Origin of the sequence: Pseudomonas sp. CK-NBRI-02 (assembly GCF_008124495.1) — a bacterium.
In the GTDB taxonomy this organism is placed as follows: Bacteria; Pseudomonadota; Gammaproteobacteria; order Pseudomonadales; family Pseudomonadaceae; genus Aquipseudomonas; species Aquipseudomonas guariconensis.
The window spans coordinates 371,688-383,409 of sequence record NZ_VSJH01000008.1; the positions used below are offsets into that span (position 1 = coordinate 371,688).

General features: G+C 63.2%; 13 protein-coding genes. 8 read left to right on the forward strand and 5 right to left on the reverse strand.

The window, feature by feature from the left end; translation table 11 throughout:
* Nucleotides 1-14 precede the first annotated feature (14 nt).
* Both DQ397_RS09545 and DQ397_RS09550 read left to right on the forward strand, forming a co-directional pair.
* Nucleotides 15-395, forward strand: a complete 381-nt coding sequence (locus DQ397_RS09545) for a RidA family protein (RefSeq protein ID WP_043209898.1) — start codon at nt 15-17, stop codon at nt 393-395.
* Between the two features lie 56 nt (nt 396-451).
* Nucleotides 452-1,177, forward strand: coding sequence for a hypothetical protein (locus DQ397_RS09550; RefSeq protein WP_043209899.1), 726 nt, complete (start codon nt 452-454; stop codon nt 1,175-1,177).
* Nucleotides 1,178-1,303: 126 nt separating this feature from the next.
* On the opposite strand, the gene DQ397_RS09555 is transcribed toward DQ397_RS09550, so the two are convergent.
* The gene (locus DQ397_RS09555; protein WP_043209901.1) at nt 1,304-2,155 is read right to left on the reverse strand and encodes an SDR family oxidoreductase; all 852 of its coding nucleotides are present in this window, start codon (nt 2,153-2,155) and stop codon (nt 1,304-1,306) included.
* Nucleotides 2,156-2,346: 191 nt separating this feature from the next.
* Between DQ397_RS09555 and exbB the strand changes: the two genes are divergently transcribed.
* The 6 genes from exbB to DQ397_RS09585 all read left to right on the forward strand — a co-directional run bounded on the left by exbB (nt 2,347) and on the right by DQ397_RS09585 (nt 9,120).
* Nucleotides 2,347-3,309, forward strand: a complete 963-nt coding sequence (gene exbB, locus DQ397_RS09560; RefSeq protein ID WP_043210020.1) for a tonB-system energizer ExbB — start codon at nt 2,347-2,349, stop codon at nt 3,307-3,309.
* Between the two features lie 3 nt (nt 3,310-3,312).
* Nucleotides 3,313-3,741, forward strand: a complete 429-nt coding sequence (gene exbD, locus DQ397_RS09565) for a TonB system transport protein ExbD (RefSeq protein WP_043209902.1) — start codon at nt 3,313-3,315, stop codon at nt 3,739-3,741.
* A complete protein-coding gene (locus DQ397_RS09570) occupies nt 3,738-4,472 on the forward strand; it encodes an energy transducer TonB (protein ID WP_043209905.1) in 735 nt (244 codons plus the stop codon). Before exbD ends, DQ397_RS09570 begins: the two co-directional genes overlap by 4 nt.
* A gap of 94 nt (nt 4,473-4,566) precedes the next feature.
* Nucleotides 4,567-5,493, forward strand: coding sequence for a hydrogen peroxide-inducible genes activator (locus tag DQ397_RS09575; protein WP_043209907.1), 927 nt, complete (start codon nt 4,567-4,569; stop codon nt 5,491-5,493).
* A 3-nt stretch (nt 5,494-5,496) separates the two neighbouring features.
* Complete coding sequence (recG, locus tag DQ397_RS09580) at nt 5,497-7,575, forward strand: ATP-dependent DNA helicase RecG (protein ID WP_043209909.1); 2,079 nt, start codon at nt 5,497-5,499, stop codon at nt 7,573-7,575.
* Between the two features lie 141 nt (nt 7,576-7,716).
* Nucleotides 7,717-9,120 carry an aminoacyl-tRNA deacylase and HDOD domain-containing protein gene (locus DQ397_RS09585; RefSeq protein WP_043209911.1) on the forward strand — a complete coding sequence of 468 codons (1,404 nt, stop codon included), beginning with the start codon at nt 7,717-7,719 and terminating at the stop codon, nt 9,118-9,120.
* Nucleotides 9,121-9,237: 117 nt separating this feature from the next.
* Here the strand turns inward: DQ397_RS09585 and DQ397_RS09590 are convergent, their stop codons facing one another.
* The 4 genes from DQ397_RS09590 to DQ397_RS09605 all read right to left on the reverse strand — a co-directional run bounded on the left by DQ397_RS09590 (nt 9,238) and on the right by DQ397_RS09605 (nt 11,602).
* Nucleotides 9,238-9,612 carry a hypothetical protein gene (locus DQ397_RS09590; RefSeq protein ID WP_043209913.1) on the reverse strand — a complete coding sequence of 125 codons (375 nt, stop codon included), beginning with the start codon at nt 9,610-9,612 and terminating at the stop codon, nt 9,238-9,240.
* Nucleotides 9,613-9,767: 155 nt separating this feature from the next.
* Nucleotides 9,768-10,067, reverse strand: coding sequence for an HU family DNA-binding protein (locus DQ397_RS09595; protein ID WP_043209915.1), 300 nt, complete (start codon nt 10,065-10,067; stop codon nt 9,768-9,770).
* 189 nt (nt 10,068-10,256) lie between these two features.
* Nucleotides 10,257-11,405 (reverse strand): NAD(P)/FAD-dependent oxidoreductase, encoded by a 1,149-nt coding sequence (locus DQ397_RS09600; protein WP_090344191.1) that lies wholly within the window; start codon nt 11,403-11,405, stop codon nt 10,257-10,259.
* Nucleotides 11,406-11,434: 29 nt separating this feature from the next.
* Complete coding sequence (locus DQ397_RS09605; protein ID WP_011536423.1) at nt 11,435-11,602, reverse strand: rubredoxin; 168 nt, start codon at nt 11,600-11,602, stop codon at nt 11,435-11,437.
* Nucleotides 11,603-11,722 lie beyond the last annotated feature (120 nt).

Genomic DNA, 11,722 nt, shown 5'->3' on the forward strand with positions numbered 1-11,722 from the left:
ACCAAGGAGTCATCATGACCAAGACCGTCATCAACAGCGACAAGGCCCCAGCCGCCATCGGCACCTACTCCCAGGCGATCAAGGCCGGCAACACCGTCTACATGTCCGGCCAGATCCCGCTGGATCCGAAAACCATGGAACTGGTCGAAGGCTTCGAAGCCCAGACCGTCCAGGTCTTCGAAAACCTCAAGGCCGTTGCCGAGGCCGCTGGCGGTTCGTTCAAAGACATCGTCAAGCTGAACATCTTCCTCACCGACCTGAGCCACTTCGCCAAGGTCAACGAGATCATGGGTCGTTACTTCGAGCAGCCTTACCCAGCGCGCGCCGCTATCGGCGTTGCCGCTCTGCCGAAAGGCTCCCAGGTCGAGATGGACGCGATCCTGGTCATCGAGTGATGCCTCCGGTGGCGGGCGCCCTGCCCGTCACCTTTCCTGCCCCAAGGTTTTACGCCATGCGCCATGCCCTGCCCCTTGCACTGGCAGCCCTGCTCCTGGGCGGCTGTGCCAGTCACAAACCTGAAGACTACAACGGCACCTGGATCAACCAGGACGCCATCGATGCCGCCGACGGCAGCAGCCTGCACCAGGCCCTGAGCCAAAAAGGGCCCGTACTCGAATGGAAAATCGACACCGCCAACCAGCAAGCCAGCTACAGCAACGGCTTCGAGGCAGTGGATGGTTACCTGAGCGCGAAGGAAGACCAGTGGCAGGCCAGCTTCACCGGCGGCCAGACCGAGCAACTGGACCTCAGTGGCGACAAACTGCGCGTCACCTCGCAAAACGGCAACAAGCAGACCTTCGTGAAGGTACCGACGGCCTCCGCCAACACACCGCTTGGCGGCAGTTTTGAAAAGGCCCTGTATACCGCCTATCTGGGTGGCGAGTGGAAGATCGTCGAGGGCCCGGGCAAGGGTGCGACGGTGCGCTTCGCCGACAACGGCAGCGTGACCGGCCTGCCGAATCTGGATCGCTACGCACTCTGCCTGGCGGGTGATTGCGCCGACATGGGCGGCGACAACGACAGCCTGTGGTTGGAGCGCAACCAACGAGGCGCGCCGTGGATATTCAAGCGCGACGGCGACACGCTGGAGATCCATCAAGCGGTCAATCGTGCCCAGCCAGACGAAAAGCCGCAGCTGGCCCCCGGCGCCCGGCAGTGGGTGCTTGAGCGCGACTGATTCGACCTCGCAAGTCCCTCGCTCCCACAGGCACCGCGGCACCCTCGATAACGCCACGGTGCCTGTGGGACGGGTTTAGCTGCGAAAACCCGAGGCGGTCCTGCAAGAAGCAGCCTTGATTGCGGTCTACCCTTTCAAGATCGCGGTGTACCCTTCCCTGTAGCTTGGATACTGTGGCGCCCATCCCAGCGCACGTGCTCGTGCATTGCTGCAGCGCTTGCTGCCGGTACGCCGAACGCGTTGCTCGTCCGACCATTCGCTCACGCCCATGTACTGGCGCAGCCAGCCCACTACCTCGGCCAAGGGTGCAGGGTCGTCATCAACGCCGATATAGCATGCGTCCAGCGCCACGTCCCGGGCGTCGGCCTGGAGCAGGAAGGCCAGCAAACCTGCCGCATCCTCGGCGTGGATGCGGTTGCCATACAGCGGCGGCTCCTCGGCCACCCGATAACCCTGACGCACCTGGCTGAGCAGCCATTCCCGACCCGGGCCATAGATGCCAGTCAGGCGCACGAGCGTTGCGGGCAGCCCGCTGTGCAGCGCCAAATGCTCGGCCTGCAGCATCACGCGGCCCGAATAGCTTTGAGGTTCGGTCACCGCGTCTTCGTCGACCCACTCGCCCTGCGCCTGCGCATACACACTGCTGCTGGACACGAACAGCAGCCGCCGGGGCTGCTGTCCACGCGCCTTTAGCCAATCGAGTACATGACGCAGACCGTCGACATAAGCGGCCTGGTATCCCGCCTCATCGTGTTGGCTGGCGGCCACGCAGTACACCAAATAGTCGGGCGAACGCTGGGGCCAGGCTGCCGGTATCGCGGGCTCGGAGAGGTCGGCGGCGATCGGCACGACGCCCGCAGGCAGGTGCTCGACCGAGCGTCGCAAGCCACTGACCTGCCAGCCCAGCGCCAGCAACTGGCGAGCTAGACGACCGCCTACATCACCGCAGCCAACGATCATCACGCAGGGTTCGGACATTTCAATCGCTCCACAGGCAAAGGTTCAGGCTAACCGGATTAATCGATAGGCGGCTAGACGATGGTTAAAAAAGGCAACTTTATTACTTCTGCTAACAAGAATTACTTGCAATAATGGCGCCCTATCTGTTCTCGGCCCGCCTCGAGGCCTTGGAGAACGTCACCTTTTTATCTTCATCAGGTCCGGCCAGCATGACACGTACACAATCCTCCGCTTCGCCAACCACGTCGCGCGCATGGCGCGCCATCGCCGCGCTGACCCTCAGCCTGGTGCTGGCCCCGGCCGCCATGGCCGATGAGCCTGCCACCGCAGCCACCAGCGCCCCCGCTGCCGCTGCAGCACCTGCCGCCCCGGCTCCAACCGGTGAAACCCAGGCCCCCGCTGCTACCCCCAATGCCCAGGCACCTGCGGACGAGAACGTCCAGGCCCTGGTCGAAGACACCTCTCTGGGCATGGCACACGATCTTTCTCCCTGGGGCATGTACAAGAACGCCGACGTCGTCGTCAAAGCCGTGATGATCGGCCTGGCCATCGCCTCGCTGATCACCTGGACCATCTGGATCGCCAAGGGCTTCGAGCTGATGGGTGCCAAGCGCCGACTGCGTGGCGAAATCGCCTTGCTGAAGAAAGCAGCCAGCCTCAAGGAAGCGAGCGACGCCGCCAACAAGGCAGGCACCCTGGCCCACACCTTGGTCCATGATGCGCTGGACGAAATGCGCCTCTCGGTCAATGCCCGTGAGAAGGAAGGCATCAAAGAGCGCGTCAGCTTCCGCCTGGAGCGCCTGGTCGCCGCCAGCGGCCGCAGCATGAGCAGCGGCACCGGCATGCTTGCCACCATCGGTTCCACTGCGCCTTTCGTCGGTCTGTTCGGTACCGTCTGGGGCATCATGAACAGCTTCATCGGCATCGCCAAGACCCAGACCACCAACCTGGCCGTAGTCGCCCCCGGCATCGCCGAAGCCCTGCTGGCCACCGCCCTGGGCCTGGTCGCGGCCATTCCGGCCGTGGTCATCTATAACGTCTTCGCCCGCTCGATTGCCGGCTACAAGGCCCAGGTCTCCGACGCCTCGGCCCAGGTACTGCTGCTGGTGAGCCGTGATCTGGACCACCAGGGTGGCGAGCGCGTTGCCCCGCACATGGTGAAAGTGGGGTAAGCCATGGGCCTGCATCTCAACGAAGGTGGCGACGACCTCGCCGAAAACCACGAAATCAACGTCACGCCTTTCATCGACGTCATGCTGGTGCTGCTGATCATCTTCATGGTCGCCGCCCCGCTGGCTACCGTCGACATCAAGGTCGACCTACCAGCCTCGACCGCCAAGCCGGCGCCGAGGCCCGAGAAGCCGGTGTTCGTCAGCGTCAAGACCGACAAGAAACTCTATGTCGGCGATGACGAGGTGGCCCAGCGCGACCAGCTTGGTGCAATGCTCGATGCCAAGACCAAGGGTGACAAGGAAACCACGATCTTCTTCCAGGCCGACAAAGGGGTTGATTACGGCGACCTGATGGAAGTGATGAACACCATGCGCGCCGCCGGCTACCTCAAGGTCGGCCTGGTCGGTCTCGAAACGGCAGCCAAGCAATGACAACGACACGGTCCAACCTGGCGCGCTACGGCGTCAGCCTGGCGATCGTGCTGGGCGTGCATGTGCTGGCGGTGCTACTGACCCTGAACTGGTCCGTGCCCCAGGCCGTCGAGCTACCACCAGCAGCCATGATGGTCGAGCTGGCGCCGCTGCCCGCACCGGCACCGCCACCACCGCCCAAGGCCGCACCGCAGCCTCCGGCACCGGTCGAAGAGCCTCCGCTACCCAAGCTGGTAGAGGCGCCCAAGCCGAAGATCGCCATCGCCAAACCACCCAAGCCCAAGGCCAAGCCTCAACCGCCCAAGCCTGAGAAAAAACCTGAGCCGCCGAAGGATTTGCCACCGGCCAAGGAACAGGTCGCGGACACGCCGCCCAGCAACACGCCACCGCAGAAATCGGCGGCACCGGCGCCGAGCATCGCGTCCAACAGCAATGCGCTGCCGACGTGGCAGAGCGACTTGCTGCGCCACCTGGCCAAATACAAGCGGTATCCGGAAGACGCTCGCCGCCGTGGTCTGCAAGGCATCAACAGGCTGCGCTTCGTGGTAGACGCCGAGGGCAAGGTGTTGTCGTTCTCGCTGGCCGGTGGTTCGGGCAGTGCGGCGCTGGACCGAGCGACCCTGGAAATGATCCGCCGGGCGCAGCCAGTACCCAAGCCGCCGAAGGAATTGCTGAACAATGGCCAGATCGAAGTCGTGGCGCCGTTCGTCTACTCGCTGGACCGTCGCTGATACTTTTGTTTCTGTCACAAAACAGCAAGTCTGATAACGTGCGTCTATCGATTGCAGCCGCTATGCTGGGGCCGCAACTTCATGGACGCACGTTATGACCCTCACAGAATTACGCTACATCGTCACACTCGCCCAGGAGCAGCATTTCGGCCACGCCGCCGAGCGTTGCCATGTCAGCCAGCCGACCCTGTCGGTCGGTGTGAAGAAACTCGAGGACGAGCTTGGCGTGCTGATCTTCGAGCGCAGCAAGAGCGCGGTGCGCCTGACCCCGGTCGGCGAAAGCATCGTCGCCCAGGCGCAGAAGGTTCTGGAGCAGGCCCAAGGTATTCGCGAACTGGCCCAGGCCGGCAAGAACCAACTCACCGCGCCGCTCAAGGTCGGTGCCATCTATACCGTCGGCCCCTATCTCTTCCCGCACCTCATTCCTCAGCTGCACCGGGTCGCCCCGCAGATGCCGCTGTACATCGAAGAGAACTTCACCCACGTACTGCGCGAAAAACTGCGCAACGGCGAGCTGGACGCGGTGATCATCGCCCTGCCGTTCAACGAGGCGGACGTGCTGACGCTGCCGCTGTACGACGAGCCCTTCTACGCGCTGATGCCCGCCGATCACCCTTGGACCGCCAAGAAGACCATCGACACCGCCATGCTCAATGACAAGAGCCTGTTGCTGCTCGGCGAGGGCCACTGCTTCCGTGATCAAGTGCTGGAGGCCTGCCCGACCATCAACAAGGGCGGCGAAGGCTCCAAGCACACCACGGTCGAATCCAGCTCGCTGGAAACCATCCGCCACATGGTCGCCTCCGGCCTTGGCGTGTCGATCCTGCCGCTGTCGGCCGTACACAGCCACCATTACGCCCCAGGCGTGATCGAGGTGCGCCCACTCACGGCGCCTTCGCCTTTCCGTACCGTCGCCATCGCCTGGCGCGCCAGCTTCCCGCGGCCCAAGGCCATCGAGATCCTCGCCGACTCGATCCGCCTCTGCTCGGTCGCCAAGCCGCCTGCGGAAAAATCGGCCTGACCCATGACCGAGCTGTCGACTGTCCCGGTGACCGCCCTCAAGGGTGTTGGCGAAGCCATGGCCGAGAAACTGGCCAAGGTCGGCTTGGAGAACCTGCAAGATCTGCTGTTCCACCTGCCGCTGCGCTATCAGGATCGCACCCGCGTGGTGCCCATCGGGGCTTTGCGTCCCGGTCAGGACGCGGTGATCGAAGGTGTGGTCAGCGGCGCCGACGTGACCATGGGCAAGCGCCGCAGCCTGGTGGTGCGCCTGGGAGACGGAACCGGCGTGCTGAGCCTGCGTTTCTATCATTTCAGCAATGCCCAGAAAGAAGGCCTCAAGCGTGGCACCCATCTGCGCTGCTACGGCGAGGCCCGCCCCGGTGCGTCGGGGCTTGAGATCTATCACCCGGAGTACCGCGCGCTCAATGGCAGCGAACCGGCGCCACCAGTCGAACAGACCCTGACGCCCATCTATCCGAGTACCGAAGGCCTGACACAGCAACGCCTGCGCCTGTTGTGCCAGCAGAGCCTGGCCATGCTCGGCCCGCGCAGCCTGCCGGACTGGCTGCCCGAAGAACTGGCCCGGGATTACCACCTGGCGCCGCTGGACGATGCGATCCGCTACCTGCACAACCCACCGGCCGACGCCGACCTCGACGAACTCGCCGAAGGCCAGCACTGGGCCCAGCATCGCCTGGCCTTCGAAGAGCTGCTGACCCATCAGCTCTCCCAACAGCGCCTGCGCGAAAGCCTGCGCGCCCTGCGAGCCCCGGTATTGCCCATGGCCAGCCGCCTGCCAACGCAATACCTGGCCAACCTGGGCTTCAGCCCCACCGGCGCCCAGCAGCGAGTCGGCAACGAAATCGCCTACGACCTCAGCCAGCCCGAGCCGATGATGCGCCTGGTGCAGGGCGATGTCGGCGCAGGCAAGACGGTAGTCGCGGCCCTTGCCGCCTTGCAGGCCTTGGAAGCCGGCTACCAGGTGGCCCTCATGGCGCCTACCGAGATCCTCGCCGAACAGCATTACCTGACCTTCAAACGCTGGCTCGAGCCCTTGGGCATCGAGGTGGCCTGGCTGGCGGGCAAGCTCAAAGGCAAGGCGCGCGCCAGCGCCTTGGAGCAGATCGCCAGCGGTGTGCCGATGGTGGTCGGGACCCATGCGCTGTTCCAGGAAGAAGTGAAGTTTCGCCGCCTGGCCCTGGCGATCATCGACGAGCAGCACCGGTTTGGCGTACAGCAGCGTTTGGCCTTACGCCAGAAAGGCGTGGACGGCGCGCTGTGCCCGCACCAGTTGATCATGACCGCCACCCCGATTCCGCGGACGCTGGCGATGAGCGCCTACGCCGACCTGGACACCTCCATCCTCGACGAGTTGCCCCCTGGCCGTACCCCGGTGAACACCGTGCTGGTGGCCGACAGCCGGCGCTTCGAAGTGGTCGAGCGGGTACGCGCGGCCTGCGCCGAAGGGCGCCAGGCGTATTGGGTCTGTACCCTGATCGAAGAGTCGGAAGAACTGACCTGCCAGGCGGCAGAAAGCACCTTCGAAGAGCTGGGCAGCGCCCTGGGCGAACTGCGTGTGGGCCTGATCCACGGACGCATGAAACCGGCGGAAAAAGCCGCGGTGATGGCCGAGTTCAAGGCCGGCAATCTCCAGTTGCTGGTGGCGACCACCGTGATCGAGGTGGGCGTGGATGTGCCCAATGCCAGCCTGATGATCATCGAGAACCCCGAGCGCCTGGGCCTTGCCCAGTTGCACCAGCTGCGCGGCCGGGTGGGCCGGGGCAGCGCGGTCAGCCATTGCGTGCTGCTCTATCATCCGCCCCTGTCGCAGATCGGCCGTGAACGCCTGGGTATCATGCGCGAAACCAATGACGGCTTCGTCATCGCCGAGAAAGACCTGGAGCTGCGCGGCCCCGGCGAAATGCTCGGCACCCGCCAGACCGGTCTGCTGCAGTTCAAGGTAGCGGATCTGATGCGTGACGCAGACCTGCTCCCTGCCGTGCGTGATGCAGCCCAGGCGCTGCTGGCCCGTTGGCCCGACCATGTCAGCCCACTGTTGGACCGCTGGCTGCGCCATGGCCAACAGTACGGACAGGTGTGATACCGATCACGAAATGCACCCAAACCTAGAGGCCTGTTTTGCAGCCTCACGCTGCCTGGGCCACCATCGAAGCATAATGGATCCAGTTATCGCGCCGGGTGGTTATACTTCGCGTTTAAAAGAAAACCTTGGACTCAGACCATGACTGAAGTTGCCCTGGATACTTCGACCCCACACGCACCCTCTGTCATTCGGCTGTTGCTCGACAAGCTCGGCGTGCCCTACCGCGAAGTGCCCGAGCATGCGCAGCTACCGGTCAACGCTCGAGTCCAGGCGATCCTTCTCGACGACGAAGTCGGCGCTTTGATGGTGCTGTTCCCGCAGAGCCAGTTGCTGGACTTGAACCGCCTGACCGAGCTTACCGGTCGCAAGCTGGTGGCCGTGCCGGTCGCACGCCTTGCGCACATGCTCGACAAGCATGCCCTCAAGACCCTGCCGGGGATCCCGGCACTGACCAGCTACCCCTGCCTCTACGAAGCCAGCCTGCTGAAAGTCGACAATCTGCTGATCCAGTCCGGTGAGCCCGGCTTGCTGCTTGAGATCCCACGCGAAGCGTTCAAAGGCATGTTGAGCAAAGCCAGCGCGGGTAACTTCGGCGAACAGACCCACGACATCCGGCCCAACCTCGACCGCCCGCACGATGACCCCCAGGAAATCACCCGCGCCGTCCAGGCCTTCACCGCACGACGCATCCAGCAACGCCTCGAGCAGACCATCGAGATTCCTCCGCTGGCGGACACCGCACAGAAAATCATTAAACTGCGCGTCGACCCCAATGCCAGCATCGATGACATCACCGGTGTCGTGGAAACCGACCCGGCCCTGGCCGCTCAGGTGGTCAGTTGGGCAGCCTCGCCTTACTACGCCTCGCCCGGCAAGATCCGTTCGGTGGAGGATGCCATCGTGCGCGTACTGGGCTTCGACCTGGTGATCAACCTGGCCTTGGGCCTGGCGCTAGGCAAGACCTTGAGCCTGCCCAAGGACCACCCTCAGCAAACCACGCCCTACTGGCAGCAGTCGATCTACACCGCTGCGGTTATCGAAGGCCTGACCCGTGCCATGCCCCGAGCCGAGCGACCTGAGGCCGGCCTGACCTACCTGGCGGGCCTTCTGCACAATTTCGGGTATTTGCTGCTGGCGCACGTGTTTCCGCCGCACTTCTCGCTGATCTGCCGCCATCTGGAGGTCAATCCGCACCTGTGTCACACCTACGTGGAGCAACACCTGCTGGGCATCAGCCGCGAACAGATCGGCGCCTGGCTGATGAAGCTGTGGGACATGCCTGAAGAGCTGTGCACCGCGCTGCGCTTCCAGCACGACCCGAGCTATGAGGGGGAGAATTCGGCGTTCCCCAACCTGGTGTGCCTGGCGATTCGCCTGTTGCGGGCCCGCGGTATCGGCTCAGGGCCTCAGGAGGAGATTCCCGAGGCCTTGCTGGAACGGCTGAGCCTGACCCGGGAAAAGGCCGACGATGTCGTGAACAAGGTGCTGGAGGCCGAGGCGTTGCTGCGCGAACTGGCCTCGCAGTTCCATGCCCCGCATTAAGCGGTGAGCAGCTGTGGGAGCAACCGTCTTGTGCACCGGCCTGCTCAGGTAAACCCGTGCCCTCTAGAGGGTCGGGCTTACCCGCCGAGAAGACAACAGGAAAAGCCGCTCCCCGTATCAACCCTTCTTCTTGGGCTTGAGGTATTTCATCAGGCCCTGGAACCAGATGACCAGCGCCGGATTGCCCTTGATCTGGATACTCTTGTCCTGAATGCCTTGCATGAAGGCCAGCTGCTTGTTGCTGGCCTGGAGCGTGGCGAAGCCAAAGGCTGCGTCCTTGAAGGCAATGGCGAAGGCCGGCTGCGGGTGCAGGCCCCCTTTACTGCTGATGCGCTCGCCGCTGACGATGAAATGCCGGCCAATTCGGCCATCGAGGGTCTGCATCTGGAACACCAGATCCTTGTCACGCAATTGTTGCTGGAACGCCGGATTGTTGCGGCTGGCCCTGGCCATCAACAGGCCCATGGCCCAGAGCAGGAAGCGAAACTTCATCAACACGCCTCGACTAAAAAGTGACTGAGCGGCGCAGTTTATCCTTTTATTGGTCGCTCAATGCAAATCTGCTGTTTCGATGATTTTCCAGGTACCTGAATGCACAACGGGCGCCCAGGGCGCCCGTTTGGATAACCACTGTTATCGATGAAGGGTCATTTGCCTTTTTTCGCAGGCTTGGCGGGTTGGTTGACGCTGTCGCGCAGGTTCTTGCCGGGCTTGAAGGCAACAGTGTTGCTGGCTTTGATCTTGACGGGCTGGCCGGTCTGCGGGTTCTTGCCGGTGCGGGCGCCACGATGACGTTTTTCAAAAGTACCGAAACCGACCAGGGTGACCGTGTCCTTGTCCAGCGCACCGGTGATGCTGTCGAGGATCGCATTCAAGACCTGGTTGGCCTTTTCCTTGGTCAAGTCGGCCTTTTCGGCGATAACAGCGGCGAGTTCTGGTTTACGCATAGTGAAGCCTCTTATACGGGATTTCTTGTTGTTATTGCCGTGCTGCTTCGCGAAGCAGCGTTCAAGGCACCGCAGGCTCTAATCTGCGGCAGACGGGAGTGAGAATGGCACGCTCACCGAAGCCGCGCCAGTACTTGGGTGGCCATTGTCGCTTCAAGAACAGGACATACCCGACAGAGCGCCCGCTATTTACGCCATCAGGGGTGGCAACTGCCGATTGAGCGCCAGCTTTTCCATCACCGCCGTGCCGGTCAACGCATAGCCCAGCAGCTGGCCAGAGGCATCGCGGCAGAGCACCTTGAGGTCGGCGCCCTGCCCCTCGACCTGCCAGACACCTTCGCGCCCAGGAGGGGGCGGAGAAACCACCAGCGGGCACGCTGGGGTTTTAACGGTCACTGGCATCGGCCCATAGGCGACAGCGGTAGGGTTGCCAGCGAGCGTCTGGGCCAAAGCACGGGCGCAGGTCATCAGCGGCATGACATAGAGCAGGTTGATTCCATCGACCTCGGCGCAATCGCCCAGGGCGAAGATATTGGCGTGGGAGGTGCGCAACTGCCGGTCCACCACCACACCCCGGTTTGTCTGCAAGCCCGCGGCAGCGGCAAGGTCCGTGCGCGGGCGCAGGCCAATGGCCGAGACCACCAGGTCACAGGCGATCACGCGGCCATCGGACAGGTGTGCCTCCAGGCCTTGTTCATCGCGCTGCAGGCGGGTCAGCACCGGCCCCAGATGAAAGCGGACCCCAAGCCCCTCCAGGCCCGCCTGTACCGCACTGGCTGCAGCAGGGTGCAGTAGGGTTGGCATCACTTGCTCACAAGGGGCGACCACATCGACTTCGAAGCCGCCAAGGCTCATGTCGTTGGCGAACTCGCACCCGATCAGGCCAGCGCCGAGGATCAGCACCCGGTGTTTGCCTGCCGCCGCGGCCCGAAAGCGCCCATAGTCTTCAAGATCATTGATGGGGAAGACCAGGTCAGCCGCATCGCCCTCGATCGGCACTTGGACCGTCTGTGCCCCCCACGCCAGGATGAGATCGCGGTACTCGACCGCCTCTTCACCGATCCACAGACGCTTGTGGCCAGGATCGATGCCACTGATGGGAGTATGGGTGCGGATTTCGGCCTTGAGCTGTTCGGCCATGGCGCCCGGCTCGGCCATGCACAGGCCGTCGGCATCCTTCTGCTTGGCAAAGCCGGTGGAAAGCATGGGCTTGGAGTAGGAACGGCCATCGTCGGCAGTGATCAGCAACAGCGGCGTATCGCTGTCGAGCTTGCGAAACTCCCGGGCCAGATTGTAGCCCGCAAGGCCGGTACCGATGATCACCACGGGGGACGTCATGTCATGCTCCTCTCGTTGAACAGGTGTGATCAGCCGATGGCGATCATTTCGAAATCACTCTTGCCGACACCACAGTCGGGGCACAGCCAGTCTTCCGGCACGTCTTCCCAGCGGGTGCCCGGGGCGATGCCGTCATCCGGCCAGCCTTCGGCCTCGTCGTAGATCAGGCCACAGACAATGCATTGCCACTTCTTCATCTCGTTCTTCCTCATCTGGATCAGGCGCGGCGGTACCGCAGGGGCTTTGTACTGGCCCTTCCAGCAGTATGCAAGCAACAGCGGCAAACATGCTAAGCTCGCCGCCTCTCTGGCTGTAAC

What these genes read in the sequence shown, in the direction of transcription:
- DQ397_RS09545 (WP_043209898.1), top strand. Translation starts at nt 15, where the DNA reads ATGACCAAGACCGTCATCAACAGCGACAAGGCCCCAGCCGCCATCGGC.
- DQ397_RS09550 (WP_043209899.1), top strand. Translation starts at nt 452, where the DNA reads ATGCGCCATGCCCTGCCCCTTGCACTGGCAGCCCTGCTCCTGGGCGGC.
- DQ397_RS09555 (WP_043209901.1), bottom strand. Translation starts at nt 2,155, where the DNA reads ATGTCCGAACCCTGCGTGATGATCGTTGGCTGCGGTGATGTAGGCGGT.
- exbB (WP_043210020.1), top strand. Translation starts at nt 2,347, where the DNA reads ATGACACGTACACAATCCTCCGCTTCGCCAACCACGTCGCGCGCATGG.
- exbD (WP_043209902.1), top strand. Translation starts at nt 3,313, where the DNA reads ATGGGCCTGCATCTCAACGAAGGTGGCGACGACCTCGCCGAAAACCAC.
- DQ397_RS09570 (WP_043209905.1), top strand. Translation starts at nt 3,738, where the DNA reads ATGACAACGACACGGTCCAACCTGGCGCGCTACGGCGTCAGCCTGGCG.
- DQ397_RS09575 (WP_043209907.1), top strand. Translation starts at nt 4,567, where the DNA reads ATGACCCTCACAGAATTACGCTACATCGTCACACTCGCCCAGGAGCAG.
- recG (WP_043209909.1), top strand. Translation starts at nt 5,497, where the DNA reads ATGACCGAGCTGTCGACTGTCCCGGTGACCGCCCTCAAGGGTGTTGGC.
- DQ397_RS09585 (WP_043209911.1), top strand. Translation starts at nt 7,717, where the DNA reads ATGACTGAAGTTGCCCTGGATACTTCGACCCCACACGCACCCTCTGTC.
- DQ397_RS09590 (WP_043209913.1), bottom strand. Translation starts at nt 9,612, where the DNA reads ATGAAGTTTCGCTTCCTGCTCTGGGCCATGGGCCTGTTGATGGCCAGG.
- DQ397_RS09595 (WP_043209915.1), bottom strand. Translation starts at nt 10,067, where the DNA reads ATGCGTAAACCAGAACTCGCCGCTGTTATCGCCGAAAAGGCCGACTTG.
- DQ397_RS09600 (WP_090344191.1), bottom strand. Translation starts at nt 11,405, where the DNA reads ATGACGTCCCCCGTGGTGATCATCGGTACCGGCCTTGCGGGCTACAAT.
- DQ397_RS09605 (WP_011536423.1), bottom strand. Translation starts at nt 11,602, where the DNA reads ATGAAGAAGTGGCAATGCATTGTCTGTGGCCTGATCTACGACGAGGCC.